The organism is Streptomyces sp. NPDC031466 (genome assembly GCF_055581265.1).
Genome location: NZ_JBVIJT010000001.1, coordinates 177,977 through 204,133, shown reverse-complemented (window position 1 = coordinate 204,133; position 26,157 = coordinate 177,977). Strand labels below are relative to the sequence as shown.

At 73.5% G+C, this 26,157-nt stretch carries 22 protein-coding genes and 1 pseudogene; 9 read left to right on the top strand and 14 right to left on the bottom strand.

What is annotated here, in order from left to right; all coding sequences use genetic code 11:
- Position 1: 1 nt before the first annotated feature.
- Both ACZ5GP_RS00625 and ACZ5GP_RS00620 read right to left on the bottom strand, forming a co-directional pair.
- Positions 2 to 949, bottom strand: a complete 948-nt coding sequence (locus ACZ5GP_RS00625) for a hypothetical protein (RefSeq protein WP_468748659.1) — start codon at positions 947 to 949, stop codon at positions 2 to 4.
- A gap of 53 nt (positions 950 to 1,002) precedes the next feature.
- Positions 1,003 to 1,893, bottom strand: coding sequence for a 3-hydroxyacyl-CoA dehydrogenase NAD-binding domain-containing protein (locus ACZ5GP_RS00620; RefSeq protein WP_468748658.1), 891 nt, complete (start codon positions 1,891 to 1,893; stop codon positions 1,003 to 1,005).
- Positions 1,894 to 2,023: 130 nt separating this feature from the next.
- On the opposite strand from ACZ5GP_RS00620, the gene ACZ5GP_RS00615 reads away from it, so the two are divergent.
- The 3 genes from ACZ5GP_RS00615 to ACZ5GP_RS00605 all read left to right on the top strand — a co-directional run bounded on the left by ACZ5GP_RS00615 (position 2,024) and on the right by ACZ5GP_RS00605 (position 5,072).
- Entirely contained in the window at positions 2,024 to 2,947 is a 924-nt protein-coding gene (locus ACZ5GP_RS00615; RefSeq protein ID WP_468748657.1) for a LysR family transcriptional regulator, read from the top strand.
- A 544-nt stretch (positions 2,948 to 3,491) separates the two neighbouring features.
- The gene (locus tag ACZ5GP_RS00610; protein WP_468748656.1) at positions 3,492 to 4,031 is read left to right on the top strand and encodes a hypothetical protein; all 540 of its coding nucleotides are present in this window, start codon (positions 3,492 to 3,494) and stop codon (positions 4,029 to 4,031) included.
- Positions 4,032 to 4,148: 117 nt separating this feature from the next.
- A complete protein-coding gene (locus tag ACZ5GP_RS00605) occupies positions 4,149 to 5,072 on the top strand; it encodes an APH(6)-I family aminoglycoside O-phosphotransferase (RefSeq protein ID WP_468748655.1) in 924 nt (307 codons plus the stop codon).
- A gap of 135 nt (positions 5,073 to 5,207) precedes the next feature.
- Here the strand turns inward: ACZ5GP_RS00605 and ACZ5GP_RS00600 are convergent, their stop codons facing one another.
- Together ACZ5GP_RS00600 and ACZ5GP_RS00595 are read right to left on the bottom strand one after the other, a co-directional pair.
- Positions 5,208 to 6,812, bottom strand: a complete 1,605-nt coding sequence (locus ACZ5GP_RS00600) for a peroxidase family protein (RefSeq protein WP_468748654.1) — start codon at positions 6,810 to 6,812, stop codon at positions 5,208 to 5,210.
- 44 nt (positions 6,813 to 6,856) lie between these two features.
- The gene (locus tag ACZ5GP_RS00595; RefSeq protein ID WP_468748653.1) at positions 6,857 to 8,164 is read right to left on the bottom strand and encodes a cytochrome P450; all 1,308 of its coding nucleotides are present in this window, start codon (positions 8,162 to 8,164) and stop codon (positions 6,857 to 6,859) included.
- A gap of 302 nt (positions 8,165 to 8,466) precedes the next feature.
- On the opposite strand from ACZ5GP_RS00595, the gene ACZ5GP_RS00590 reads away from it, so the two are divergent.
- A complete protein-coding gene (locus ACZ5GP_RS00590) occupies positions 8,467 to 9,414 on the top strand; it encodes an acyl-CoA desaturase (protein WP_468748652.1) in 948 nt (315 codons plus the stop codon).
- A 207-nt stretch (positions 9,415 to 9,621) separates the two neighbouring features.
- A complete protein-coding gene (locus ACZ5GP_RS00585) occupies positions 9,622 to 10,857 on the top strand; it encodes a beta-ketoacyl-[acyl-carrier-protein] synthase family protein (RefSeq protein WP_468748651.1) in 1,236 nt (411 codons plus the stop codon).
- A 59-nt stretch (positions 10,858 to 10,916) separates the two neighbouring features.
- Here ACZ5GP_RS00585 and ACZ5GP_RS00580 read toward each other — a convergent pair whose 3' ends face one another.
- The 3 genes from ACZ5GP_RS00580 to ACZ5GP_RS00570 all read right to left on the bottom strand — a co-directional run bounded on the left by ACZ5GP_RS00580 (position 10,917) and on the right by ACZ5GP_RS00570 (position 14,320).
- The gene (locus tag ACZ5GP_RS00580; protein WP_468748650.1) at positions 10,917 to 11,213 is read right to left on the bottom strand and encodes a hypothetical protein; all 297 of its coding nucleotides are present in this window, start codon (positions 11,211 to 11,213) and stop codon (positions 10,917 to 10,919) included.
- A 51-nt stretch (positions 11,214 to 11,264) separates the two neighbouring features.
- Entirely contained in the window at positions 11,265 to 13,484 is a 2,220-nt protein-coding gene (locus ACZ5GP_RS00575; protein WP_468748649.1) for an acetoacetate decarboxylase family protein, read from the bottom strand.
- A gap of 281 nt (positions 13,485 to 13,765) precedes the next feature.
- Positions 13,766 to 14,320 (bottom strand): helix-turn-helix domain-containing protein, encoded by a 555-nt coding sequence (locus ACZ5GP_RS00570; RefSeq protein WP_468748648.1) that lies wholly within the window; start codon positions 14,318 to 14,320, stop codon positions 13,766 to 13,768.
- Positions 14,321 to 14,503: 183 nt separating this feature from the next.
- Between ACZ5GP_RS00570 and ACZ5GP_RS00565 the strand changes: the two genes are divergently transcribed.
- The 4 genes and pseudogenes from ACZ5GP_RS00565 (at position 14,504) to ACZ5GP_RS00550 (ending at position 19,711) form a co-directional block, all read left to right on the top strand.
- Positions 14,504 to 15,628: an arylsulfotransferase family protein gene (locus ACZ5GP_RS00565; protein ID WP_468748647.1), complete on the top strand. Its 1,125-nt coding sequence runs from the start codon at positions 14,504 to 14,506 to the stop codon at positions 15,626 to 15,628.
- Positions 15,625 to 17,016 carry a uracil-xanthine permease family protein gene (locus ACZ5GP_RS00560; RefSeq protein WP_468748646.1) on the top strand — a complete coding sequence of 464 codons (1,392 nt, stop codon included), beginning with the start codon at positions 15,625 to 15,627 and terminating at the stop codon, positions 17,014 to 17,016. Before ACZ5GP_RS00565 ends, ACZ5GP_RS00560 begins: the two co-directional genes overlap by 4 nt.
- Before the next feature lie 132 nt (positions 17,017 to 17,148).
- Positions 17,149 to 18,911, top strand: a pseudogene (locus ACZ5GP_RS00555) (aminotransferase class I/II-fold pyridoxal phosphate-dependent enzyme).
- The gene (locus ACZ5GP_RS00550) at positions 18,908 to 19,711 is read left to right on the top strand and encodes a phosphatidate cytidylyltransferase (RefSeq protein WP_468748645.1); all 804 of its coding nucleotides are present in this window, start codon (positions 18,908 to 18,910) and stop codon (positions 19,709 to 19,711) included. The pseudogene ACZ5GP_RS00555 and the gene ACZ5GP_RS00550 overlap by 4 nt, the downstream one beginning before the upstream one ends.
- Before the next feature lie 69 nt (positions 19,712 to 19,780).
- Here ACZ5GP_RS00550 and ACZ5GP_RS00545 read toward each other — a convergent pair whose 3' ends face one another.
- From ACZ5GP_RS00545 to ACZ5GP_RS00515, 7 genes are read right to left on the bottom strand one after another with little or no spacing between them, the layout of a single operon-like run.
- Entirely contained in the window at positions 19,781 to 21,013 is a 1,233-nt protein-coding gene (locus ACZ5GP_RS00545; protein WP_468748644.1) for a lytic transglycosylase domain-containing protein, read from the bottom strand.
- Between the two features lie 37 nt (positions 21,014 to 21,050).
- Positions 21,051 to 21,803, bottom strand: coding sequence for a hypothetical protein (locus tag ACZ5GP_RS00540; RefSeq protein ID WP_468748643.1), 753 nt, complete (start codon positions 21,801 to 21,803; stop codon positions 21,051 to 21,053).
- A 25-nt stretch (positions 21,804 to 21,828) separates the two neighbouring features.
- Complete coding sequence (locus tag ACZ5GP_RS00535; RefSeq protein WP_468748642.1) at positions 21,829 to 22,377, bottom strand: hypothetical protein; 549 nt, start codon at positions 22,375 to 22,377, stop codon at positions 21,829 to 21,831.
- A gap of 26 nt (positions 22,378 to 22,403) precedes the next feature.
- Positions 22,404 to 23,108 carry a hypothetical protein gene (locus tag ACZ5GP_RS00530; protein ID WP_468748641.1) on the bottom strand — a complete coding sequence of 235 codons (705 nt, stop codon included), beginning with the start codon at positions 23,106 to 23,108 and terminating at the stop codon, positions 22,404 to 22,406.
- Positions 23,105 to 23,623: a hypothetical protein gene (locus ACZ5GP_RS00525; protein WP_468748640.1), complete on the bottom strand. Its 519-nt coding sequence runs from the start codon at positions 23,621 to 23,623 to the stop codon at positions 23,105 to 23,107. Before ACZ5GP_RS00525 ends, ACZ5GP_RS00530 begins: the two co-directional genes overlap by 4 nt.
- The gene (locus ACZ5GP_RS00520) at positions 23,620 to 24,915 is read right to left on the bottom strand and encodes an MCE family protein (RefSeq protein WP_468748639.1); all 1,296 of its coding nucleotides are present in this window, start codon (positions 24,913 to 24,915) and stop codon (positions 23,620 to 23,622) included. Before ACZ5GP_RS00520 ends, ACZ5GP_RS00525 begins: the two co-directional genes overlap by 4 nt.
- On the bottom strand, positions 24,912 to 26,108 hold the full coding sequence (locus tag ACZ5GP_RS00515) for an MCE family protein (RefSeq protein WP_468749063.1): 1,197 nt from the start codon (positions 26,106 to 26,108) through the stop codon (positions 24,912 to 24,914). The genes ACZ5GP_RS00520 and ACZ5GP_RS00515 overlap by 4 nt, the downstream gene beginning before the upstream one ends.
- Positions 26,109 to 26,157: the final 49 nt, after the last annotated feature.

Sequence of the window (26,157 nt, the reverse complement as noted above, 5' to 3'; positions counted from 1 at the left end):
GTCACGCGGCGGCAGCGGGAGTACCCGGGACCCCCTGGTCGCCTCTGTGGAGGCACAGTCCGGTCAGCGGGTGGGGCAGAGCCACGATGTCGCGGGGCTCTTGCCCGGCGGCAGGTCCGTCGGGCAGGGGAACGGCCCGGATGTGGCCGTGGAGATCGGCGACGTAGGCGATGCCGGCCTCGGCGTCGACGGCGAGGCCGATCGCCTCCTCGAACCCGTCGGCGAGGATCTCAGGAGCTTCCCCCGTGCTCTGGGGCGCCGGCACGGGGGCGCGGTTGAGGGTGTTGCCGGCGGGCGCGGCTCCGCGGTCGGTCCAGTAGAGCCGGTCGCCGAACAGGTGCAGGTCGATCGGTTCGGGCAGGTCGTCCCACAGCACCTCGATGTCGGTCCGGCTCCCCGCGCTCTGCCCGGCGGGGATCTCCAGCCCGGCGCGGAGGATGCGCCCCTTGCCGCCCTTGGCCGGGCCCTTCTGCGTCCAGTACAGGTGCCCTCGCGCGGGGTCCACCGCCACGCCGACACATTCGCCCATGATTCCGTCCTCGGCGGGGTTGACCACGAGGTCGGTCAGGCCGGTGCCGTCGACCCGGACGCGGCTGACCCGGTGCCCCTCACGGTCGCTCCAGTACAGCGTGCCGGCACCGTCGGAAGTCAGCTGTTTGCCGGTCGTCAGTGCCCCGGGCGGGACGATGTCCCGTCGCGGCCCGCCGGCCAGGTCCATCGCGTGGACGCCGCCGTCGGGGCGGGAGAAGTCCTGACCGGCTTCGCCGGGGACGTCGGGATCGGTCAGGGGTGTGCCCATAGTGGTCCAGTAGACGGTGGCCGCGTCCACGACGATGCCGTCCGGAGCCGGGCCGGCATCCTCGCAGAGGGTGTGCACCCGGCCGTCCGGAACAGTCACCCGGAGCACTTTCCCGGGGACGATCTGCAGCGCGAGCAGTGCTTTCGGCATGATGGTTGTCCTTGTTCCGTCGCTCGTGTCCAGCCCTCGCTCCAAGGGCGAATTCATCGCCCCTGGATGTCCTGGGACGGGAGGCCCGGCCAGCCCAGCCGCTCCAGGACAGCACGGGTGCGGTCGTCCCGCCGGGCCGCGAGGTGTGCGTAGGCTGTCTCGCCGGTGCCGTAGGCCTGTTCGACGGCGTCGAGGACCTCACCGGTCCGGGCCGGGTCCGGGTGGCCGGCCTCGAAGGTCAGCTGCGAACCGACGTGCTCCACCAGATGGCGCATGCCCCCCGGCCCACCGCCCAGGACACCGCTCTCGAACGGGCCCGTCACGGCCCAGCGCAGACCGAGTGAGGCGCGGACCAGGTCGTCGAGGTCCGGTACGTCGATCACGCCCTGCTGCACCAGGTGGGCCGCCTGCTCGTTGAAGACCTTCTGCAGTCGATTCCCGACGAAGCCGGGGATCTCCTTCTTCAGGCGGATCGGTGACTTGCCGAGGCCGCGGTAGACCTCCAGTGCCCGGTCGACGGTCGTCACGGCCGTCTGCGGTCCGGGCACCACCTCCACCAGCGGCATCAGCTCCGGCGGGTTGAACGGGTGCCCGATGACGATCCGGCCGGCCGCCGCATTGCCCCGGGCGATGACCGAGGGCAGCAGGGACGAGGTCGAGGAGGCCAGCACCACGTCGTCACGCGTGTGCGCGGCCAGCGTCGCGAAGATCTCCCTCTTGACCTCCTCCCGCTCCGGGCCGGCCTCCTGCACGAAGTCCGCGCCGCTCGCCGCGGCCGCCAGGTCGGCGGTCGCCGTGACCGGCCTCCCGGCCAACTCGCGCTCCACCAGCTCGCCCAGGTCGGGCCGAGGATCGCTGATACGTACCTCCCAGCCGGCCGCGTCGAACAGACGGGCCCAGGAGATACCGATGACACCAGCGCCGACGATCGTCACGACCGACATGCACAACACCCCAGAAGAACGGCGGAGAAGAACGGACTCGGACCCCGCCCCGCGGCACGCATCCCGGTGGGCGGATCCGCTGTCCAGTGGACACCTCACCGCGAAGGTCTGTCCAATATATGATCTGGTGGTGAGCGATATCCCCAGCAATATCAACCTGTCCCGCCGACTGCTCGAACAGTTCTTGGTGGTCGTCCAGGAGAAGCACTTCGGCAGGGCCGCCGAACGGCTCGGCATGAGCCAACCGCCTCTCAGCCAGTCCATCCAGCGCCTGGAGCGGACCGTGGGAGCGCGCCTGCTCGACCGCGGCCCCGGCGGCGTGCGGCTGACCTCGGCCGGTGAGGGATTCGCCACCGACGCGCGGCGGCTGCTCGACCTGCAGAGCGCCGCGGTCGCCAGGGCCCGGCGCGTGGCCTCGGGCCTCGGGGGAGAGGTGCGGGTCGGTTACGTGAGCCTCCTGAGCTACCTCTACCTCCCCGCGATGCTGCGGGCCGCGGCGGCGCAACTGCCCGAACTGCGGATTCACCTGCAGCACGATTCCTCGGCGGGCATCGTCGACCAAGTACGTGGCGGGACACTCGACCTCGGATTCGTCCGCGATCCGGCCCGGCTCTCCGATGACCTGGTCAGCACCGTCATCGCCACCGAGCGGATCGCCGCCGCGGTGCCCCGCGGCCACCGCCTCGCCGGGGCGGACGGGATCTACCTCGCGGAACTCGCGGACGACGACTTCGTCCTGCCCGACCCGACCGCTCTTCCCGCACTGGCCGAGCAGGTCCATGTGGCCTGCCGCGAGGCGGGGTTCACCCCACGTGGCGTGGCGGTCGCCGACGATCTCAGCGGCCTGTTCAGCTACGTCGACGCAGGCCTGTGCGTCAGCCTCGCCCCCGAGGGCCTGCGTCACCTCACGTTCGCCGGGGTGCATCTCGTGCCCCTCCGGGGACGGTCCGGTCACCTCGACACCGTCGTCCACGCCGTCCACCGGGCCGACGTCGACCCGGCGGTGACCCGCCTCCTGGATGTGGCCCAACGGGTCCATCCCCAAGGGCAGTGATCCGTCCTCCCCTTCCCCGGGCAGTCCCGGGAGCCTCGGTGGTGAGGCCGAGAACCCGGTTGGCGGGATGCCCGGCAGCTCTCCGGTCGCCGCCACCACTGATGCGACGACGTCCAGCCGACAGGAGCTTCGTCGGCATGGGCGATGAGCCCCTGTCCTCTTCCGCGGCGGGATTGTCCGCCAGCAGCCTGCGGATCCGGTCCACTTCGACCAGATCCACCCCGACCGCGATCCGTGTCGCCACGCCACCCATCCCCCGTCAGCTGTTCCGTTCCGGCACTGCCCTTGAGAGATCCGGGCCGGGACACCGCGGATACACCGGCGTCCGGATGTATCCAGGGCACGTGGCGGGCGATCTGTGGTGCGGGATGTGTGGAGTGGGATCGGAGCCGCGGACGGGCAGGGGTGGGTCATTGCGCATCGGCGAATTCAACAGACGGGTCGGCGTGCCGATTCCGACGATCAAGTACGGCTCCGGCTCGTACGCGCGCTGAGCGAGCTGGGTGGTGTCCCGCTGGCCCGGGTACGGGTGGTCCTCAAAGCGATGACGGAGCCGGACCCGACGCCGCTCGGGCTGCTTCGCGTGCTACAGGAGCAGGACGGCGAGCCGGGCCGGGAGCAGAAGCCTGGTCCGGCGCTTCACCCGGAGGCCGAGCCCGAGCCGAAGCGGGGACCTCGGTCGGCCTCGGACGAGAGCCGGCACACCGCCCCCGAGGCAGGCCTCGCCCCCGAGGCAGGCCCCGACCCCGAGGCCTGCCCCGACCAGGCCCGGACGGCAGTCCTGGAGACCCTGACCCGCCGCGGATGGCAGATCTCCCCGGAATCCTCCGACGTACGGAAGCTGACCACCGCTGTCCTTGCCGCACGGAGTCTGGGGCACGCGGACCTGGTGACGGCGGCCCTGAACGCGTACGCGGACGCCGGTGAGCGGACCGCCCGCGTGGAGGCCCGGTACATAGCCGGGGGCCGCGACCCGCGGCAACGGGCGGAACGGGCGGCGATGGCCGCACTGCTCGGGGAGGCCCTCCAAGCCTCGGTCCGCAGACTGGCGCTGGAGGAGGCCGTACGCGTCCCCTCCCGGTAGCCACGCAGGGCGCCTCGCAGGCCACGCTTGACACCGTCACAGCCCCGGACGGCACGGCCTGTACGGATCTTCGATAGGTTGCGCGGGAAACACCCGCACCCTGCCGAGGACTTCGAGATGAGCACGTCAAGACCGGTGGAGATCCCGGAAGCCCTGGCGTCGTCGTACGCCCGCGCCTTCGGCGAGGAGGGACAGGCCTGGATCGCCGCCCTGCCCGCGCTGGTGGCGGACTTACTGGACCGCTGGGAGCTGACGACGGACGGCGCACCCGCGTCGGGGGAGGCCTCGCTGGTGCTCCCGGTGCTGCGCGCCGACGGCGCCCGCGCCGTCCTCAAGCTGCAAACGCCCCGCGAGGAGACTTCCGCCGCCCTCACCGGGCTGCGCACCTGGAACGGGCACGGAATCGTGCGGCTGCTCGACCACGACCCGCAGAGCAGCGCCATGCTCCTGGAGCGGCTGGACGCGTCCCGTTCGCTGGCCTCGGTCGAGGACGACGACGCCGCCATGGGCGTACTCGCCGGGCTGCTGGCCCGGCTAGTGTCCGTCCCCGCGCCGCGGGGGCTGCGAGGCCTCGGTGACATCGCCGAGGCCATGCTGGAAGAGGTACCGCGCGCGACGGCGGTGCTGGCGGACCCGACCGAGCGACGGCTCTTGAACCACTGGGCGTCGGCGGTGGCCGAACTGGCTGGCGACCCCGGCGACCGGCTGCTGCACTGGGATCTGCACTACGGCAACGTCCTCGCCGCTGAGCGTGAGCCCTGGCTCGCCATCGACCCGGAACCGCTCGCCGGCGACCCCGGCTTCGACCTGTGGCCCGCCCTGGACAGCCGGTGGGACGACATCGCGGCACAGGGGGACATCGCCCGCGTCGTGCGCCGCCGCTTCGACCTGCTGACCGAAGCCCTCGGTCTGGACCGGGCGCGCGCGGCCGGCTGGACGTACGGCAGGCTGTTGCAGAACGCCCTGTGGGACATCGAAGACGGCCGCACCGCCCTCGATCCGGCCGCCGTCATCCTCTCGGAGACGCTGCGGAACCACTGACCCCGGCCACGCCCGGGCCGTGCACCTCGGGGGAACTGGCGTGTCAGCGGCCTGCCCCCGCCGGGCCGGTCCTCACCCCGACGGCCTGGGAGGGCCGCCGTCAGGGCTGCAGTCAGGGCCGTGGTCGGACCGCTCCTACCCGCTGACGCGCGGCGCCCGCTTCGTGCCGAGGGACACCAGGTACCGCCCGTCGTCCTCCGGCAGGTTGCGGTGGACGACGTCGGAGAGCGAGCGGGTGGCGCGCAGGATCGCCAGTCCTTCCGCGGAGAAGGTCTGCGCGGTGAAGAGCCGCGGTGACAGCAGCGGGTTCGTCAGGGCCTCGGAGAACGAGTCGATGCCGATGATCCGCCCGAGCAGATTGCCGAAGAGGCTGCCGTGCCGGGCGTCCTCGGCGAAGAGGCCGACATACAGGTCCAGCTCGTCGACACCGCCGTACAGCTCGTGCAGCGCCTCGCGCACCACCGGGTCGCCCGATACTTGCCGCAGGTCGCTCACGCGGGGAAAACCGAAGTGCTCGCGGTAGTCGTTGTACGAGGCCACGTCCAGCTCGCGGCCGACCTCGACGCTGCGGGCCTCGACCGGCAGCAGCAGCGGGTCGGTGTTGAACAGACTCATGCGCCCGGCCGGCTGTCGGGAGAGGTCGTCGAACAGGGGGCCCATGCCCCGCTCCTCGACGATCCGGCCGTTGGCGAGCGTGTGGAGCAGGGGGACGTCCCGGCCGGCGATGCGGTACGTCGACGGGATCAGGCTGTGCCAGCGGTACACCAGGCTGAACTCGATGGTCGACCAGTTCTCCCGGTGCCAGCTCGAGCGGACCGTCCGTGTCGGGTCCAGGACGAAGCGGAAGTGGAACGGGGTCAGGTGGTTGATGTACTCCTCCAGGACCAGCCGGATCGTCATCACCACCAGGATGTTGCGGGTGGTCTGGAAGACCCGCTCGTCGTCCCAGGCCGGGTACGCGCGCGACAGCAGACCCGCGATCCTGTTGTGCTCGCGCAGGAACAGCACGTTGACGAGCATCGGGCCGATGTGGGCGTGCGCCCGGTCCCCACCGGTCGCGAAGACGGTGTCGCGCAGCGGCTCCGGCACGTCCTCCCAACGCACCGGCTTGAGGCGCTCGAACTCCTTCTTGATGCGTCCCTGGTCGCACAGCAGCGGAGGGAACTCGCCGCCGCCGACCGTGCGGCTCTTCAGCCGGCCGCCCTCGAACTCCCGCAGGCACGCCGTCACCTCCTCGGACGCGCCGTACAGCTGCACCAGGTCGATGGTGTGCGGCGAGTCGGTGCGCCGAGGATCACCGCCCAGACCGTGCCCCCGCAGGAAGCCGTCCGTGAACCACTGGGCGAAGGCGGGCAGCAGCGCGGTCGACCGGGAGCACAGCTGTCCTGCCCCTGCCCGGCGGAAGAGTTCGGCCGCCCGCTGCGGCGCGGGGCGCCCGGGGTGCGCGGAGGTGTCCGGGGGCAGGTGCCGGCCGACGTACGAGCGGTCCGTCAGCGAGGGCCACGACGTGTACGGCGCCATGGTGCTGAGCGGGTTGGGCCGGGGCGGGGCCTTCAGGACGGCGACGTCGGTCAGCAGGGCGTTGGTCTTGAGGTGCAGCCACCGGTTGCCCTGCACCGCCCGCCACAACGGCGCGTAATGGGTGAGGACGTGGGCCTCGACGCGGTTGCGCAGGCCGTCCCGGGAGGGATCACGGTCGTCTTCACCCGGTGTTCTGCTCCGGCGCGGGATGGTCGTCATCTGGTGCCTGCTCTCCGGTCGGCGGCTGGGGGACGCCCGCACGGTCAGGACGGTGCCCCCGTGCCCGCCGTCACGGTGTAGTGCTGCGGATAGGGCGTGTCCCCGTAGTCCAAGGCGCGTTCGGCGCCCGGCAGCGGCCGGACACCGGGGCGCAGGAGCACCCGCCGCACCATCTCGGGGACGATCGCCCGGGCCGGATACCGACCCACGCACGCGTGCGCCCCGTGGCCGAGCACCAGGTTGTGCACGGGCGTCCGGTCGGGCCGGAAGGCGTACGGATCCTCGACGACCGTCTCGTCGAACATCGCCGACGCCAGGTGCGCGTGCACCACGGTGCCGGGGGCGAGGCGGGTCTCGCGCGGTGTGCCGGCGGCCAGCACGTGCTCGCGCACACAGAGCCGCGGCGTCGACGGGACGAAGGGGTGGAAGCGCAGCGCCTCCCAGACGTAGCCGTCGAAGACGGTGGTGTCGTCCGCGGCAGCCGACCGCTCGGCGCCGGCCAGCTCTTCCGGACGGATCGCCAGTTCCTTGAGCGCGGTCGCCGCGCACTGGGTGGCGTTCTGCTGGTAGCCGATCAGGTAGCCGACGAGCTGGTGGTTGATCCGTTCCTCGTCCATCGGCCGGTCCGCTCCCGGCGGCAGAACCGTGCGCAGCATCCGGCCGAGGACGTCGTCCGGCACGTCGTGGCCGGGGTCCGCCGACAGCGCGGCGACCCGGCGGCGGATCACCTCGGCCACCAGCTCGTGCAGTTCCTTGCCGGCCGCCACGCCGGCGGCGTGCACCTCGGGGTCCCGGTCGGGGTTGACGAACACCGCGCGCTGCACTCGCTGCGAAAGCAGGTGCAGGGACTCCTCGGCCACGCCGGTGAAGCCCAGGTACTCCTGGGCCACCCGGGCCGCGACCGGCGCGGAGAACTCCTGGATGTAGTCGAACGTCTCCCGCCCCGCGGCACGGGCCGTCGCGATCGCCCGGTCCAGGGCGTCGTCGGCCAGACGTGCCGTGATCCGGCGCACCGGGAGGAAGTCCCGCGCGGGCAGCATGAGCTGGGCGTGCGCGCGGTCGTGCCAGTGGATGTCGGCGCCGTCCCGGGCCAGCATGAACGGTCCGTGCAGCGCCTCCTCCAGGAGCGGGCCGTACACACCCACGGTGAAGACGTCCGGCGTCGACAAGACCTCCACCACATCGGTCATCCGGGTGACGAAGACACCCACGGGCGTGGCGAACACCGGGCGCGCCGCGCGCAGCTCGCGCAGCACGGCCGGGCCGTCGGACTTCATGCGCTCCCGCAGGAGGGCCACGCGCCGCGCGGCGTCGCTCTGCGGGATGGTGTCGTACGCCGCTAGAAACTCCATGGGTGCACCCAGACGTGGCGGGGCGCCGCGGACCGCGGTCGCCGGCGGATTCGCTCTCATTACGGCACGGAGTCCCCGAGCCCGCACCACGACCGGGTCACCGGTGTGAATATGCCCGGCGCCTGCCGGGCCGCGCCGCGTGCCGCCGCCCTCCGTCCCCGACCGCGCCCCAGCATGGACCAGGACCGAACCCCGCGACGCCAGGAGGCCGCACGCATGCTGGGACCAGGGCAACCACCGGGGACGTGCCCCATGCCGGCGACGCGTGTCGCCCGCACCCGCCGGAGCACCGGAGCACCGCGGTGACGGCCTTCCACGCCGCCGAGGCGGACGGGCCGGCGCACCCGGGGCCCGCGGCCGGCACCGTCGCGGTCTCCGGGGCGGAGTACACCGGATATCTGCTGGGCATCATCGTGCTGCCCTTCGTGGTGCTCGCCGCGGCCCTCCCCGTCGCCTGGGGACGGGGAGCGGGCGCCCTCGACCTGACGCTCGCGGCCGTCATGTACGTCATCTCCATCGCGGGCATCTCGACCGGCTACCACCGGCACTTCACCCACCAGTCCTTCAAGGCCGAACGGCCGCTGCGCATCGCCCTCGCGCTGGCCGGCGGCATGGCGATGCAGGGACCGGTCGCCCTCTGGGTGGCCGAGCACCGCCGCCACCACCAGTTCTCCGACCGGCCGGGCGACCCGCACTCGCCGTGGGCGTTCGGCACCGGACGCCGTGCCCTGCTGAAGGGCCTGTGGCACGCGCAGATCGGCTGGTTCGCCCGGCGCAGGCGCGCGGATCTCGCCCACTACGCGCCGGACATCCTGAACGACCCCGACATCAGCCGGCTGGACCGCTGGTACTGGGTCACCGTCACCGTCTCGTTCACGCTCCCACCGCTGATCGGCGGCCTGTGGACCATGTCCTGGTCCGGCGCCGCCACCGCCTTCTTCTGGGGCAGTCTGGTGCGCTACGCGGTCGTCCACCACGTCACCTGGTCGGTCAACTCCGTCGCCCACGCCTTCGGACGACAGCACTACCGCAGCAGGGACCAGTCGCGCGACGTCCGCTGGGTGGCGCTGCTGACCTTCGGTGAGGGCTGGCACAACCTCCACCACGCCGACCCGACCAGCGCCCGCCACGGCGCGCTGCGCGGACAGTTCGACGCGACAGCGGCCCTCATCCGGCTGTTCGAGCGCAACGGATGGGCCCACGACGTGCGGTGGCCCGACAAGGAGCGGCTCGCCGCTCGCCGGCTGTGACCCACGATGGAGTGAACGGCGGGCCCCGCGGGCGTGTCGTGATCACGGGGCGACTCCGGCGGCACGGTGGGGTGGTAGGCAAGGACCCGTCCCGCACCGCCACGCGCCGCGTCCACGCGCCGTCCGGCCGCCCCCGCCCCGGGGGACCGGTGGGCGCGCGCTCGCACCGCGTGGGGCCGTGCCCCCTTACGCTCCGGAGGTCTTCCGTTGCACGCGTACGCGCGCACGCGTGACGTCGCCGTCACCGGCATCGGCCTGCTGTCACCCGCCGGAACCTGCGCCGAGAGCTCTTGGGCCACCCTGGTGCGCGGTGTGTCGGTGGCCCGTACCGACCCCGTCCTCGCCGGGCTGCGGACCGACTTCTCCTGCGCCGTCCCCGACTTCGGGGCCCGCGCACGACTCGGCCACGCCACGGCCCGGCGCCTGGATCCGTACGCCCAGATGGCGGTGGTCGCCGCACGCCAGGCGGTGGGCGACGCCGGCCTGGATCCACAGGAGTGGCACCGCGAGCGCGTCGCCGTCGTCCTCGGCGTGGGCAGCAACAGCCTGCACTCGTACGAGAAGCCCTTCCGGCTGCTCCACGAGGACCGCGCCGACCGCGTCTCGCCCTACCAGGTCACCCGCAGCGTGCCCAGCATGGCGGCGGCCGAGGTCGCCCTGGACCTCGGGGCGCACGGCGTCAACTTCACCACCAGCAGCGCCTGCGCGTCCGGGGCGACGGCCCTGGGCACAGCGCTGGACCTGCTGCGGGCGGGGCGCTGCGACATCGTGTTGGCCGGCGGCAGCGAGTCCGCCCGCAGCCGGATGACGACCACCTGCTTCGGCCAGATGCGGGCCATGTCGTCCCGCCGGTCCGATCCCGGCACCGCCTCCCGCCCCTTCGACGTCGAACGCGACGGGTTCGTGCCCGGGGAAGGGGCCGCCGTGCTGATCCTCGAACGCCCCGAGGACGCCCACCGGCGGGGCGCCCGCGTGCGCGGCTATCTCGCGGGCTACGGCGCCACCGCCGACGCCCACCACCCGGCCGCGCCACACCCCGAGGCCAGGGGCGCGGAGGAGGCGGTGCACGCGGCGTTGCGGGACGCGGACTGCGCGTCCGGCGACATCGACCACGTCAACGCGCACGCCACCTCCACCCCGCTCAACGACCTGACCGAGGCACGCATGCTGCGGCGGCTCTTCCGCCACGACCCGCCGGTGACGGCGAACAAGAGCGTCATCGGCCATGCCCTCGGCGCCGCGGGCGCCATCGAGGCGGCGGTGACCGTACTGACCCTCCAGCACGGTCTCGTCCCGCCGACGGCCAACCTGCGCCGCCAGGACGCGGAGGCCGAACTGGACGTCGTCTCGGGCGTGCCCCGGCCGGTACGCATGCGCACGGCGGTGAGCACGTCGTTCGGCTTCGGAGGCCAGAACACCGCGCTCGTGCTGCGCGCGCCCTGAGCGAGGCACCCGGAGGGGGCCGGCCGTGACCGGTGGGCGAACAGGCGCAACGGCACCCGTCACCTCGGGCGAAGGCGCGCCCCGGGTCCGGCACCGGCCCGGGCGTCCGCGGACCGGGCGGTGTGCCTGCCCACCAGCACCGCGGCCGCCGACAGGTCATCGGCGGCCTGCCGGCAGCACGCCGCCTGCCGGTGGAGGGTGGGCACGCACCAGTCGGGCACACCGGAGTGCCCCTCCAGCAGAGCCGCCTGCTCCAGCAGGCGCGCCCCGGCGCCGGCCAGCCTCTCGGCCTCGGCCCGCAACCGGGACTCGTACGGGGTGGGTTCGTCCTCGTGGCGCACGGCGTGCACGGCCATGGGTTCCCTCGCTCTCCTCGTCCCTCTCCGACCCGGCCCGATCCCTCGGCCTCAGCGCGGCAGAGGCGCTCCGGAACCGCGCCGCGCCTGGTACTGCGGCGTACTCAGTACGCACAGCGGGCGCGCCCCGTCCAGCCCCAGGGACCGCAACTGGCGCAGCAGCGGCGGCTCCTGCTGACCGTCCACGTCCGGCGCGCAGCGCAGCCGCACCCGGGGGGCCGCGTGGAAGCGCTGGCGTCCGACGCAGTGCACCAGCGACCGCAAGGTCGCCTCCGCCGTGCGCCCGTAGAGCACCGAGTCCATGTGCGGAGCCGGCACGTGCGGCCCGAGGTTGCCGGTCAGCCGGACCGGTGGCTCCGCCGTGGCCCCGCCGGGCCGCGCCGTCTCGTCCAGGGTGACGTGCAGCCGGTTGCCGGTCAGCCGGACATCGATCTGGGCGCGCGTGACCGGCTGGCCCCACAGCTCCCGGCTCGCCGCCTCGGCCTCCTCGGTGGTGACGGCCAGCGCCGTCACCTGCCGCCCCGTGCGCCGGGTGTCCGCCCGGCGCAGCAACTCGGCCAGCACCTCGTGACTCCGTGGCCGCCACAGGTCGTTCACCAGTACCGCCAGGCTCAGTTCGTTGTACGCGCCCAGACTCACGCAGCGGTGCTCGTACGCGGAGAGCGCCACCAGCACACGCCGGCCGACCCGGCTCGGACTCATCCAGGAGGTGTCGGCCAGCAGCCGCGCCGTCCTGTCGGGCTCCACGGCGAAGAAGGCCACCACGCTCGTTGAGTCGTAGTACAGCACCGGGGTCTCGACCGGGCCCGCGGCGGTAACGGTCCGGGTCACCGGCACCGCCATCAGGGGATAGCCCTGCGGCGGGTTGGCCCGGTCCGTGAGATGGAAGACCTGCGAACGCACCACCGGCCCCTGGTAGGGCGACAACGCCTCGTCGATGTCCCGGCGGGCGTCCGGCAGGTCCTCCTCCAGGTTGGCCATGTACCTGCCCAGCGAATGACACAGCGGGAACTCGTGGCTGGCGTCGACGTAGTCCACCTCGTACCAGTCCGGATGCGGTGTGAACACCGCGCCGGAGCCCGCGCCCCGGCCGTCGAGCGTGGGCACGAGGTCGTGCTGGTTGGTGACGCTCGCCACCCACGTACGAGGGTCCGCGGGCTTCTTGTTGTCGATGGGGGAGCCCACCGCCACCATGTGCGTCACCCGGAACCGCCGGCAGAAAGCGCTGTTCTGCGCCAGGTTCATCAGGGCGATGCCGCCCTCGCTGTGGCCGATGAGAGCGAGCTCGGCGCCCGCGGGCAGCCCGTACTCCTCCACGGCCAGCAAAATGCCGCGCGTATAGGGCGACTCGGGGTCGAAGAGGTTGCTCCAGGCGCCCACGAAGTCCTGGGGGGAGTCGTTGCGCGGCTTGCCCGGCGCCATGCCCGGGGCATGCAGCACGTGCCGCACCACACCGTCCGGGCCCCGCACGTCCTGGATCAGGACCCGGCCATCGGTGCGGAGCAGATCGATGTTGCGGAGGAATCCCATGAAGGAGCCCTCCTCGGCGAGCGACCGGCGGTCCTCCTCGTCCAGCTCCACCGGCACCGCCGCGCCCTCACCGGCGTCGAAGGCCGCCAGATGACGCGCGGAGATCCCGAACCACGGGTCCGCGTGCAGCGCCTCGCCGGTCGCGATCTGCCAGCCGACGTCGTCGTTGAGAGGGTTCTCGTCGAGCAGCGCCCGGATCGCCGACAACTCCGCGAACAGCGGCGCGATCGTCGACATCGCCCGCTCCGCGCCCTTGTCCTTCATCAGCGCCCGCAGGGCGCGCAGCGCCTCCACGTCCCGGTCGCCCGTGACGGCGTCCATCAGGCGCCGCATCCCCGGGTCCCGACCGAGCTCCGGATGCTCCTCCAGCACCGCGGCGGCACGCAGCCGCAGCGACGTCACGGCGACCCGGTTCGCGAGGCTCTCCCCTCCGCACACCTCGCCGACCTGGCCCATCCGTTTCAGCCACCCGCCCGCAGCTCCCAGCGCGAACCCCAGGCCCGAGGGCCGGGTCAGTGCCCGTACGAGCGCACCTTGCGCCGCGAGGCCACTGCGCGGACGCCGCGCGCTCGACCGGGTGAGCCCGGGATCGGCGAGCACGGCGCAGGCCTCGGCGGCGGCGCCCCGGATGTCCGTGGCGCTCCGCGACACCTCCAGGGCCGCCTCGCGCAGCAGACGCGCGGTGGCGACGGCCTCGGACCCGCCGGGGCGCGCCGCACCGGCGTGGTGGTGAGTCGCCATGACGGCCCTCGCAGAAACGTGAAAACGGGCCGACCGGCTCGACCCTGTCCTGGGGACGATGATCGTGCCTTCCCCACCCCCGCGCATCCGGGCGACCCCGCGCCCCCGCTTGATCGCCGCGCCCACGGCTGGTCCGGGCGGGCCGTGGAAACGCGGTGCCCCTGGCCCTCGCTGACGTCGACCTGTCGGGGTGCCTGCTCTCGCGCGGCATTTCGCGTGCGCCGGGCCCCTGGTTTCCGCGGCGGCGTCCGCCGGTGCGGCAGGCGCGCGGCCTCGCCCCGTCAGGACTCCAGTACGTCCACATGGTCGCCGACCGCGACCACCAGGACCCGCGAGTCCGCTCCGGTGGAGCGCCAGCGGTGCCGGACACCCCCGGACAGCAGCAGCGTGTCCCCGCGCCCCAGCCGGTGGAGCCGGCCGTCGGCCTCCACCTCCACCGAGCCGTCCGCCACGTACATCAGTTCGTCGTTGCGGTGTCGAAACTCCCGGTCGGCCTCGTGCTCGCCGACGAACTCCAGCGCGTGCAGCTGATGGCGGCCGCGCACCACCGGGCGGACCCGCGCCTCCCGGTCGAGGCCGCTGTCCTCGGCAGCACGCACGACGTCGACCGTGCGGGTCTCGTCGGAGGCCGCGAGCAGCTGTACCGCCGTGGTGCCCAGCGCGTCCGCGATCCGTTGCAGGGAACGCATGCTGGGACGCGCCCGGTCGTTCTCGATCTGACTGAGGAACGGGGAGGAGAGCCCGCTGCGCCCCGCCACCTCGGCGAGCGTCAGGTCGAGCGCCCGCCGCCGACGGCGTACAGCGGCGCCCACCCGCGGTGTGTTCGCGGCCTCCATGGTCTCCCGTCCTCCCCGTGCGGCGCCGTTCTGCCCGGTCGACGACGCGTAACCGCACACTACGCGGCCCGCGGCCACAACCCGGAGGGGGTTTCGCACTGCCGACACATGCCCGTCACACCCCGTCTCTATCGTCAAAGTCAGTTGTTCTCATCAAAGAAACTTTGACACGAGGAGTTGGACGTGCCGCCCGTCGACCAGAATTCCCGCCGCCGCCGCCCCACCGGCCTCATCGCCCTCGACGAGACGGCCGCGTACGACGGATACACCCTCTACGCGCCGCTCACCGGCACCGGGGAGGTCTACCTCATCGACCTCCACGGACGAACCGCCCACCGGTGGAACCTCCCCTGGCGCCCCGGTCGCCACGCCCGGCTCCTCACCGACGGAACACTGGCCTACAACGGCGTGCTGCCGGGCGAGAGGGCACTCTTCCCCATGTGGCACAAGTACCGGGGAGGCGTCATGGTCCATGCCGACCCCGACGGAACCGTGCTCAGGGAACACCGCGACCCCCTCCAGCACCACGACGCCCACCACCTCGACGACGGCCGCATCCTCTACACCGCCCTGGAACCCCTGACCGGAGCCGAGGCGGCAGCGGTGAGAGGGGGAGTGCCCGGCTCCGAGGCCACGGGCGGCATCGTCTGGGCCGACACCATCAAGGAGACCGGTCCGGACGGTGAACTCCGATGGTCCTGGCGGGCGGCCGAGCACCTGGACCGCGAGGAGTTCCCGCTGCACGAGGCCTACGCCCGCGAACACTGGCCCCTGATCAACAGCGTCACCCCACTGCGGGACGGCAACATCCTCGTCAGTCTGCGCAGTGTCTCGGCCGTCGTCGTCATCAGCCGCGACACCGGCGAGATCCTCTGGAGGAGCCGCCCCGGCACGGTCAGCCAGCAGCACGCCCCCACCGAACTGGACGACGGCCGGCTGCTGGTCTTCGACAACGGCGTCTTCCGGCCCGGCCACGACGTCCCCCACTCCCGCGTCATCGAGATCGACCGGGCCGGCGGCGACATCGCGTGGGAGTACCACGACCCGGCCCGCGAGTTCTTCTTCGCGCCCTTCATGGGCTCCGCCCAGCGCCTGCCGAACGGAAACACCCTCATCACCGACTCTCCCTCCGGGCGGCTGTTCGAGGTGACGAAGGACGGCTACCTGTGCTGGGAGTACGTCGTCCCGCACTTCGCCGGCTACACCGAGAGCGAGGTCCGGGGCCTGTTCCCGTCCGAGCCCAACGCCGTCTTCCGCGCCTACCGCTACGCCGCGGCCGACATCCCCTGGCTGGGGGCGACAGCATGACGGCCACGCCCACCTCCGCCACTGACGCCACCGCCGCCCGGTCGGCCGACGCGGTCGACGCGAGGGTGCCGTTGCGGCGGCTGGTGCCGCTGTCGGTCCAGCACGTCCTGGCGATGATCGCTGCTCCGATATCCACCGTGTTCCTCGTCGCCGGCACCCTGAAGATGCCGCCCGGAGCGACCGCCTCGCTGCTCAGCGCCGTCCTGCTGCTGTGCGGCGCGGGCACCCTGCTCCAGTCCCTCGGCGTGTGGCGGATCGGCGGCCGCCTCCCGTTCGTCATGCTGCCCGGCGGCGCCGCGACCGCGCTGTTCCTCCAGATCGCGCAGGAACACGGTGCCCCCACCGCCGTCGGCGCCGTCCTCCTGGCAGCTGCCCTGCTCCTGACCGTGCTGCCGCTGTACGCCCGTGTCGTAAGGCTCTTCCCGCCGCTGGTCATGGGCGTGACCGTGCTGCTGATCGGCATCGCGATGATCCGGGTCGCCGCCGGCCTCGTCACCGGACCGGACGGCACCGGCGAGCCGCGCGCGGTACTCCTCGCCGCGCTCACGGTCGCGGCCACCCTCGCCGCGTACGTCCTCCTGCGCGGTGTCTGGCGTCAGACCTCCGTCCTCATCGGGATGGCGGCGGGAGCCGTCGTGGCGGTGACCACCGGACTCGGAACCTTCGCCCCCGCGGCCCAAAGCGGCTTCGCACCGCCCGCGTTCCTGCCCTTCGGGACGCCGCGGTTCGACCTGGTGGCCGCCCTGCCGCTGCTCGTGTTCAGCCTCACCACGCTGGCCGAGATCACCGGACAGACCGTGCTCAACAGCGAGACGGCGGGCCGGACCCCGGCCCCCGAGCGGGACGTTCCGCGCGTCGCCCGCGCGGACGCCCTGATCTCCCTGGCCGGGGGGCTGTTCGGCACGTCCCTCATGGTCACCAGCGCCGAGAACATCGGCATCGGCCGGCTCACCGGGGTCCGCAGCCGCTTCGTGACCGCCGGGGCCGGAGTCCTCCTGGTCGCCCTCGGCCTGGCGACACCCCTCTCCCGGGCGCTGGCCGGCATCCCGGCAGCCGTCGTGGGCGGCTCCGCCCTCGTCGTCTACGCCGTGATCGCCGTGCTGGGCATCGAGATGCTCCGTCGCGCCGACCTGTCCGGCACGGGCACCGGCACCATGACGGCCGCGCTCGCGCTCACCGCGGGACTGCTGCCACTGCTCAGCCCGGATCTGTACGCCGGATTCCCCGCCTGGGCCCGTACGGTCCTGGGCAACGGCGTCGTCGCCGGCACACTGACGGCGGTCCTCCTCTCCGGACTGCTCGGCCGCTTCCGCCCCGGAAGACCGGCCGTTCCGCTTCCGAGCGGGGGCGTGCGAACACCGCTCGACGCCAGGCCGTCGGGTACTTGACGCACACCGACCCAGCACCGGACCTGGACCGCCCCGCCCTTCCCCATGCCTGAGTACGCGTACTCAGGTGCCGCCCGCCGGACTCCACCAAGCTGGGCGCGAACACCGGACCGTCGCAGGGGGAAAACACATATGGGCCACGCGCTGCAGTTGCGCACTGCCACACCTCGGGATCACGAGTGGATCCACGAACTGCGTCACCGGGTGTACGCGGAGGAACTGGGCCAGCATCCGGTGGACCCGTCGGGACGGCTGAGCGACGGACTCGACGGCGCAACGTCTGTCTCGTGGCCGCGCGCGGCCGGACGCGGATCGGCTTCGTCAGCCTCACCCCGCCGTGGGTCGGCCGGTACTCCCTCGACAAGTACCTGACGCGCGAGGAGCTGCCGGTCCTGACCGAGGAGGCACCGTTCGAGGTCCGCGTCCTGACCGTCGAGGAGCGCTGGCGGTCCACGGCGGCGGCGCCGCTCCTCATGTACGCGGCGCTGCGCTGGGTCGCGGCGCGGGGCGGCCGCCGGGTGGTGGCGATGGGACGCACGGAGCTGCTCGACATGTACCTCGCCGTCGGGCTGCGGCCGGTCGGGCGCACGGTCCGTTCGGGAGCGGTCTCGTTCGAGGTCCTCAGCGCCTCCGTGGCCGAACTGACGAGGACGGTCGCCGAGCGCCACGGCCGGACCCTGGAGCGGCTGCGGACGGGCCTGGACTGGCGGCTCGACGTGCCCTTCGCGCCGCGTGCCGACGGCTGTGAGCACGGCGGGGCGTTCTTCTCGGCGATCGGCACCGACTTCCGCACGCTGACCCGCCGTCACGAGGTGGTCGCGGCGGATGTGCTGGACGCCTGGTTCCCGCCCTCGCCGGGGGTCCGCGCGGTCCTTTCGGAGGATCCGGGGTGGGCGGCCCGGACGTCGCCGCCGACCGGCGCGGAGGGGCTGCTCGCTGAGATCGCCGGGGTCCGCGGGCTGCCGGTGGAGTCGCTGGTCGTCGGGGCGGGCTCGTCGGATCTCATCTTCCGGGCGTTCGGCCGGTGGCTGACGCCGGGGAGCCGGGTGCTTCTCCTCGATCCGGGTTACGGCGAGTACGCCCATGTCACCGAGCGGGTGATCGGCTGCCAGGTCGACCGGCTCCAGCTGCGCCGGGAGGACGGCTGGCTGCTCGACCCGGCCCGGCTCGCCGCAGCGACCGCTGACGGACGGTACGACCTCGTGGTGGTGGTCAACCCGAACAACCCGACCGGCCGCCACGCCCCGGCCGATGCGCTGCGCACGGTGATCGAGGCCTCGCCCGCGCGGACCCGGTGGTGGATCGACGAGACGTACCTGGGCTACGTCGACCCGGCGGACTCGCTTGCCGAGCTCGCGTCGGCCGACCCCCGGGTCGTGGTCTGCACCTCGCTGTCGAAGATGTACGCCCTGTCGGGGATGCGGGCCGCGTACCTGGTGGCCGACCCCCGGACGGCCGGGGAGCTTCGACGCTGGACGCCGCCGTGGGCCGTGAGCCTGCCGGCCCAGCTGGCCGCCGTGACGGCACTGCGCGACCCCGCGTACTACGCGGAGCGCTGGGCCCGCACCCACGTCCTGCGGCAGGAACTGGCATACGGCCTTCAGGACTTGGGACGGTTCGACTCGGTCGACGAAGGGGTGGCGAACTTTCTCACGGTGACCCTGCCGCCGCGGGGACCGAGCGCGGCGCAACTGGTGCGCGAGTGCCGTGGGCACGACGTCTTCCTGCGTGACCTGTCGCCGATGTCCCCGGCGTACCAGGGACGGACCGTCCGGATCGCCGTCCGCGACACGGCGGAGAACGCGCGGATCGTGGCGGCGTGCCGAAGCGCCCTGGACGCGCTGGACGCGCCGGCCGCCGTGCCGGCGGGCGCGCCGGGGCCGGCCTCCCGGTGACGACGGTCGCCGCTCTCGTGCCGTACCTGTGCGGGGCGCTGGGGGTGGGGGGCGTCGCGGTGGCGGCGACCCGGCGCCGTGAGCTGATGGTCCGCTGGTGTGTATGGGCGCTCGGAGTGCCCTTGGTGACCGCCGCGTTCTGGCTGGGGCCACCGGGGATCTCGGTGCTCGCCGCCTTGGTCGGTGTGGTCGCGGTGGCGGAGTTCGCCGGGCTGCTGCGGCTGGGTCCGGTGGACCGGGCGGTCCTTTCCGTGGCGGTCGTCGGACTTGTCCTGACCGCCTGGCTGGCCCCCGCGCAGGTGCTCCGGGTGGCGGCGGCGGGGGCACTTGCGATCGCCGGGGTGCCGTTGCTCTCCGGCGACGCGGAGCACGGGCTTCGCCGCCTGGGGGCGGGCCTGTTGGGCCTGGTGTGGCTGGGTGCCCTGGCCGGACTCGTACCCGCCGGGGCCCTTGGCCTCGTGCTGTTCGTGGCCGTGTCGATCGCCGACATCGTCGCGTACGCGGCGGGTCGCCGTCTCGGCGGCCCCCGGCTCTCCCCGTTGTCGCCCGCCAAGCGGTGGAGCGGCACGCTGGCCGGGGCCGCGGCCGGTCTCCTCGCGTTGGCCGTGCTGTCCTGCCTGACATGGCGGACGGCGCTGGCCGTGGCGGTCGGCGGTCCCCTCGGGGACCTGCTGGAGTCGATGGTCAAGCGGGGCGCCCGCGCCAAGGACGCCGGCCGGTGGCTGCCCGGTTCCGGCGGTCTGCTCGACCGGATCGACTCCCTCCTCGTCGCTCTGGCGGTGCTGTTGGTCCTGGGGTGAGCCGTGGGGCGGGGTGCGCTCAGAGGTCCTGCCCGTCGGCGCCGATCAGAGGGGGCAGGCACCGCCTCCTCAGTTCGGGCAGGGCGGCTCCTGTTCCGGGGCCTCCGGGGCGGGGGCGGGTGATCTGCCGGGGTCCGGCGAGGGGCTCGTCGAGTCGGAGGGGCAGGGCTGCGGGGGCGACGGGTCGGTGGGGGTCGGCGTGGGGGAGGGGTCCGGTGTCGGGGAGTCGGACGGGGAGGGCTCCGGCGGCCGGGTGGGGCCCGGTTCCGTCGGGGACGGGGACGGCCGGGGCGAGGGTGAGGACGGTGCCGGGTGCGAGGGAGTGGGGGCCGGGGTGGGCGTGCCGGGGTCCGGGCCGATGATGACGCCGCCGTCGCCACCCTTGCCGTCGTCCCCGCGGCCGCCCTTGCCCCCGCGGCCGCCCTTGTCGGCCGGGGCGGTGGCCGGAGTGCCGCCGCCGGCCCCGGGTGACGTCGGGATGACGCCCTTGCCGTCGGGCACGGCGTGCGTGCCCCTGCGGTAGAACTCCAGCCAGGAGCGGACCAGTTCGAGATAGGGACGCGACTGGTTGTAGCTGAGGACCGCGCGGTCGAGGTCGGCGGCCTGGCTCAGGTCGCGGTTCCCGGCGCACAGGTAGTGCCCGGCGGCCAGGGCCGCGTCGAAGACGTTGTTGGGGTCACCGCGGCCGTCCCCGTTGCCGTCCGCCCCCCACCGCGCCCACGTCGACGGCAGGAACTGCATCGGCCCCACCGCGCGGTCGTACACCGTGTCGCCGTCGTGGACGCCGCCGTCGCTGTCCCGGATCAGGGCGAAGTTCCGGCCGTCCAGTGCCGGGCCCGTGATCCGGCCGAGCGTGGTGCCGTGCCGGTCGACCGCGCCGCCGCGTGCCTGCCCGGACTCCACTTTGCCGATGGCGGCGAGCAGTTCCCAGGGCAGCGCGCAACCGGGTTCGGTCCGGGCCACGGACCTCTCCGCGGCCCGGTAGGCGCGCAGCACCGTCCCGGGGATGCCGGCCGCGGCACGCTCCAGGGCCTTCCGCTCGGTGCGCGGCGGGGCGTCCGGCGTGACCTGCGGCGGGAGTTCGGTGTGGTACGAACCGTCAGCGGGCGGGGCGAGTTCCGCGTACGGCGGGTCAGGCGCCGGGGCGGGCCGGTCGTCGGCGGCCGGACGGGCGCTCACGTGCTGCGGGAGTCCGGGGGCCTGGGAGGCGGTGAGCGCCGCCACCGCGCTCACGGCGATGGCGGTGGTCCGCAGGCCCCGGCGGGTCCGCACGGGCAGGCGTCGGGCGCGGTGTTCGGGCATGGGCACTCACTCCCTGGTGGTGGGACGCGGGCGGGGTTCAGCGGCGGAAGGTGTCGATGCGTGAGACGAGCCAACGGCCGTCGCGCCGCTGGACGTCGACGGCGAACATCGCCCCGGCGTAGGCGCCGTCTTCCCGCGCCTTCTTGTCGCCGGCCGTGCTGACGCTGCTCTGATCGGCGTAGACCAGGACGCGGGCCCGGTCGCCGTCGATGCGTTCGACCGCGCTGTCGGTGACCGTGGTGGTGATCACCGCCTTCTGCTTGTCGGCGCGGGCGCGGATGGCGCCGAGCAGTTCCCGGTGCTGGGCGACGGCGCCTCCCGTCAGCCATTCCTTCGCGGCCTTGTCGAAGGCGCCGGGATGGGCGTGGTCGTACGAGAAGAGCGCCGCGACGGCCTTGGCCGACTGGCCCTTGATCTCGCTGGTGCGCGCGGTGTCGGACAGGGCCGTGTTGCGGGCGGCCGGGTCGTCGCGGAGCGCCTGCGCGCGGGCGTGAGCCCAGCCGGCGAAGCCGCCGAGGAGCAGGGTCAGCAGGCAGAGGATCACGAGCGTGCGACGGGGCGGGGGCGCGGAATCGCGGAGGGACGCCGTTTCACCGCGCGTTGTTTGCCGGGGGCGGGCGGCCCGTGCCTTGTCGTGCCGTTCCCCGTTCCCCTTGGCGGCGTCGGTGGCGCCCGGGGCGGTCGGAGTGCGTTCGCGGGACTGCGAGGCGGTGGTGGGGGTCGGCGGCCGGCGGGCCTCGCGGGTCTGGCGGCGGCGCGCGTTGTTCAGGTGGTGGCGGGTCGTCGGCATCGTGTGTCGTCCTCTCCTCGGCCGGTCAGCCGGCCGGCGTGCCGCCGACCGGGGCCTGGCCCAGGGCGCTCAGCTTCCAGGTGCCGTCGGTGCGGGTCAGTTCGCCGAGCATGCGGCTGTCCTTGTCGGTGCTCCGCGCGCCGGGCGCCTTCACCGTCACGCGCAGCGCGACCAGCACCCGGGCCCGGCCGGCCCGGTCGTCGAGTTCGGTGAGGGCGCCGGAGAGCACCTTCGCCGTGGTCACGGTCTTCGCTTCCTTGACCCGACCGGCGAACTCAGCGCGCCCACCGGCAAGTTGCTCGCGCAGTTCTCCGGTGGTGGAGGACTCCCAGAGGTCCAGGCCGCGGTCGAGGCTGCGGTGGTCGAGGGTGTTGAGGTTCTGCACGGCCTGTTCACCCGCGGCAAGGGCCGCGTCGCGCTGCTCGGCGTACCCCGCGGAGTCGGCGTGGGCCGCGTCGTACCAGTCCCGGCCCGCCCACGCGGCGAAGCCGCCCGCGAGCAGGGTGAGCACGAGGGCGAGCCCCGTGACCGGCAGCGCCCCCGGTCGGGCCGGGCCGCTGATGCAGCGTCTCATCCGTGCTCCCCTCTCCCCGCGCTCGCTCAGCGCGTCTTGATGTCGACGATTCGCCACTGGTCGTCCTCCCGTCGCGCGGTCACCGTGAGCTGGGCCGCCGCGGAGGTGGTCCCGGCCTTGCCGCGGTGCGAGATCTGATCGAGGAAGACCAGCAACCGCGCGCTGTCGCCGTCGAGTTCGATCACCCCGGTGCGGACCGCCTGGGTGCTCAGGGTGACGCGCCGCGCGGCGACGTCCGCGCGGATCCGCTCCATCAGTTCCGTGTACTGGCGCTGCGCCCGCCCCGCGAGGACGGACCGCGCCGCGCGCTCGGTGGCCTCCAGACCGTCCGGCGTGTACGAGAAGACACGGGCGAGGGCGTTGCCGACGTCACCGGCGACCCGGGTCGTCTCCTCGGCGTCGGTCAGCGCGCGGTTCGCGGCGGACGGGGTGGACCTCGCCTGATGGGCGCCGTAGAAGAAGCCGCAGCCGGCGGGGACGAGCAGCGCGGCGCACACCGCGGGGACGAGCCGTCCGCCGGAGCCACGCCGGCGCGCTCCGCCGCCGCGCACTCCCGCGGGCTCCTCGGGCGAGGCGGCCCGGCCGGGTTCGGTGCCGGGGGCCGGGGCGGCGTCCGTGGTCGCCTCCTCTTGCCCGCCGGGGTCCACGTCCTGCCCGGTCCGCTCGGCGGTCGGTCCGTCGCCCGGGCCCCGGTGGTCCCGGGACCGTCCGAGGTGCGGCAGCCGTGTCATCGGCCTTTGTCCTCCTTCGCCGTCCGTGCGAGCGGTACCGCGCTCAGTGCCTTGACCTTCCACTCGCCGCCGCCCGTGCGGACCAGCACCGCCTCCAGGCGCTTGCGGTCGGTGGTCGGCCGTTTGCCCGCGCCGGGTGTGACCTCGACGCGCACGGTGGCGACGAGTTTGGCGGTGCCCGCGCGCGTGTCGAGGGTGGTGAGCGCGGCCTCGGTGACCGTGCCCCGCGCGGAGGCCCCCTTCCTGGGGGCGGTGGCGCCCAGTTCCTCCCGCAGCGGACCGGTCGAGGCGGCACGCCAGTCCTCGATGCCCGCCCCGGCCCGCTGCCGGGACGAGGCGTCGAGGGTGTTGAGCACGGCGAGCCGCTCGCGCCCGTCGGCCAGCGCCTCGTCGCGTGCACGGCCGTACGCGAGCGAGTCGTCCCCCCGTGCCTGCGCGTACGTCCACGCCCCGGCACCGCAGAACGCCAGCGCCAGCGCAAGTCCCGCCCCGGTGACGGCCCGCGCCCGCCTCATCGGCCCGGCTCCGCGCCGAGCAGCCCCGACAGCCCGGTCGCTCCGGCGCCGCCCGTGTCCGGCAGGGCCAGCGCGCCCGGTAGGCCCGCGCCCGACCGCGACGGCGCCTCACCCCTCGTACCGCCCGCCCCGGGCGACCCACCCGACGGCAGGGAGCCCGCCCTGGCCGGATCAGGCACCGCGCCGCCCCGTGGTGCGTGGGCGGACCCCCGTACGTTGACGCCGCTGCCGGCCGGAGCCGTGCAGGACGCGCCGGTGTTGAGGGCGGGGGCGGTGCCGAGGTCGAGGCCGGTACGGTAGCGGGTGCCGCCGTAGCCGTCGGTGCAGGGCAGGGGCTTGAAGAAGGTGACGGCCAGACCGAGTCTCATCTTTCCTCCGTCGACGGCGGTGGCGCCCGCCGAGACGGCCGCCGGATATCTCACGAGGAGTTCCTCGATGCCGCGCTGCCGGGTGACGGCGACCTCGGAGGTGGTGAGCAGGTTGGCGAGGACGACGCCCAAACTGGGGTCGAGATCCCTGAGCAGCCCGCTGACCTGCGTGGCGGCGTCCGGTGTGACGGTGAGCAGACGGCGCAGGTCGGCGTCGGAGCCCTTGAGGGTGCGGGCGAGTTCCGTGGCGCCCTCGGCGAAGCCGCGGATCGCCCCCGCCTCCTCGGCCTGGGTGCGCAGCACGGTCTCGCCGTCGGTGAGGAGGCGGCTGGTGGTGGGCAGGTTCCGGTCGGCGGCCTCGATGAAGGCGCTGCCGTTGTCGAGGAGCACCCGCAGGTCGTCGCCGCGCCCCTCGAAGGTCTTGCCGAACTCGTCGACGACCGTGCGCAGTTCCTCCAGCGGCACGGACCGGACGAGGCCGTCCACACTGGTGAGTACGTCGGTGACGGGCGCGGGCACCTCGGTCTCGGACCGGGCGATCCGGGTGCCGTCGGCGAGGTGGGGGCCGGAGTCGCTCTCGGGCCGCAGGTCGATGTACTGCTCGCCGACCGCAGAGAGTCCGGCCACCACGGCCCGCGTGTCGGCCGGGATGCGGGGGGCGGACTTCTTGATGCGCAGCTGGGCGACCACCCCGTCCGCGGTCAGGTCGATCGGACCGACCCGGCCCACCGACACGCCCCGGTAGGTGACGTCGGAGTGGGTGAAGAGGCCCCCGGTGCGCGGGAGTTCGACCCGCACCGTGTAGTAGTCGGCGACGCCCACGTACCGGCCGAGGTCGGCGTAGCGGATGCCGAGGAAGCCGAGGACGAGGACGGCGATGAGCAGGAAGGCGAGATTCTTCAGACGTATGGCGAGGGTGATCATCTGGGTGCGCCTCCATCCCCGGGGTCCCGGGTGGGCGTCGGTACGGACGGCAGGGGCAGCGGCGCCGAGGGCGAGGGCGATGCCCCGCCGCCGGGCCGCTTCCCGGGCGCGGCGCCCCGGGGCGTGCCGGTGGGCGAGGGGGTGCTCCGCGGCACGAGGGGCGGGATGACCTGGGTGCCGGGGACGGCGGTCATGTGCAGGTACACGTTGAGGTAGTCGCCCTTGACCCCGTTGAGCACCTCGTCGGTGAACGGGTAGGTGAGCAGCACCTGGAGGGAGTCGGGCAGGTCGCTGCCCGCGTCGGCGAGGGCCTTGAGGGTGGGGGCGAGCGCCTTGAGGTCGGCGACCATGTCGTTCTTGCTCGCCTTGACGGTGGAGACGGCGACGCCGGACAGCCGGTCCAGGGAGCGCAGCATGGTCAGCAGTGAGCCGCGCTGTTCGTGCAGGGTCTTCAGGCCGGGGGAGAGGTCGGTCAGGACGGTGCTCACGTCGTCCTTGCGGCCGGCGAGGGTGGTGGCGAGCCGGTTGACGCCGTCGAGGGCGTCGGTGATGTCACCGCGGTGGTCGTCGAGGTTTCCCACGAGCTCGTCGACCCGCTTCAGCATGGAGCGGACCTCGGGTTCGCGTCCGCCGAGGGCCTTGTTGAGCTCCCGCGTGATGGTCTTGAGCTGGTTGACGCCACCGCCGTTGAGCAGCAGGGACAGGGCGCCGAACACCTCCTCGACCTCGGTGTTGCGGCCGGTGCGGGAGAGGGGGATGACACCGCCGTCGCCGAGGTTTCCCCCGGCGGACGACTTGGCCGGCGCGACGAGACTGACGTACTCCTCGCCGAGCAGACTGGACTGTTCCAGGCGGGCGCCCGCGTCGCGCGGCAGCCGGACGTCGCCGTTGATCTCCATGGTGACGCGGGCCGACCAGCGGTCGTCGTCGAGGCGGATGGCGGTGACCCGGCCGACGGCGACGTCGTTGACCTTGACCGCGGCGTGCGGCACCAGGCTGAGGGCGTCGGCCAGTTCGGCGGTGACCGTGTAGGGGTGCGAGCCGAGGTCGGCGCCGCCCGGCAGAGGCAGGTCCTCGATGCCGTCGAAGCGTGGAGCGGTGACGGTGAACGCGCCGAGGGCGAGCGCGAAGCCGAGGCCGAGGGCGAGGAGGCCGCCGAGTCCCGCGCCGGCGGCGGCCCCGCCGGTCAGCACCCGGCGCCCTGCCGTGCGGTGCGGGGGCTCGACGCGGTCCGCCTCGGCG

Coding starts and splice junctions, on each gene's coding strand:
- ACZ5GP_RS00575 (WP_468748649.1), bottom strand. CDS start 13,484: ATGGCGACTCACCACCACGCCGGTGCGGCGCGCCCCGGCGGGTCCGAG.
- ACZ5GP_RS00570 (WP_468748648.1), bottom strand. CDS start 14,320: ATGGAGGCCGCGAACACACCGCGGGTGGGCGCCGCTGTACGCCGTCGG.
- ACZ5GP_RS00520 (WP_468748639.1), bottom strand. CDS start 24,915: ATGATCACCCTCGCCATACGTCTGAAGAATCTCGCCTTCCTGCTCATC.
- ACZ5GP_RS00580 (WP_468748650.1), bottom strand. CDS start 11,213: ATGGCCGTGCACGCCGTGCGCCACGAGGACGAACCCACCCCGTACGAG.
- ACZ5GP_RS00625 (WP_468748659.1), bottom strand. CDS start 949: ATGCCGAAAGCACTGCTCGCGCTGCAGATCGTCCCCGGGAAAGTGCTC.
- ACZ5GP_RS00560 (WP_468748646.1), top strand. CDS start 15,625: ATGACGGCCACGCCCACCTCCGCCACTGACGCCACCGCCGCCCGGTCG.
- ACZ5GP_RS00545 (WP_468748644.1), bottom strand. CDS start 21,013: ATGCCCGAACACCGCGCCCGACGCCTGCCCGTGCGGACCCGCCGGGGC.
- ACZ5GP_RS00540 (WP_468748643.1), bottom strand. CDS start 21,803: ATGCCGACGACCCGCCACCACCTGAACAACGCGCGCCGCCGCCAGACC.
- ACZ5GP_RS00600 (WP_468748654.1), bottom strand. CDS start 6,812: ATGACGACCATCCCGCGCCGGAGCAGAACACCGGGTGAAGACGACCGT.
- ACZ5GP_RS00530 (WP_468748641.1), bottom strand. CDS start 23,108: ATGACACGGCTGCCGCACCTCGGACGGTCCCGGGACCACCGGGGCCCG.
- ACZ5GP_RS00610 (WP_468748656.1), top strand. CDS start 3,492: ATGACGGAGCCGGACCCGACGCCGCTCGGGCTGCTTCGCGTGCTACAG.
- ACZ5GP_RS00605 (WP_468748655.1), top strand. CDS start 4,149: ATGAGCACGTCAAGACCGGTGGAGATCCCGGAAGCCCTGGCGTCGTCG.
- ACZ5GP_RS00620 (WP_468748658.1), bottom strand. CDS start 1,893: ATGTCGGTCGTGACGATCGTCGGCGCTGGTGTCATCGGTATCTCCTGG.
- ACZ5GP_RS00525 (WP_468748640.1), bottom strand. CDS start 23,623: ATGAGGCGGGCGCGGGCCGTCACCGGGGCGGGACTTGCGCTGGCGCTG.
- ACZ5GP_RS00535 (WP_468748642.1), bottom strand. CDS start 22,377: ATGAGACGCTGCATCAGCGGCCCGGCCCGACCGGGGGCGCTGCCGGTC.
- ACZ5GP_RS00595 (WP_468748653.1), bottom strand. CDS start 8,164: ATGGAGTTTCTAGCGGCGTACGACACCATCCCGCAGAGCGACGCCGCG.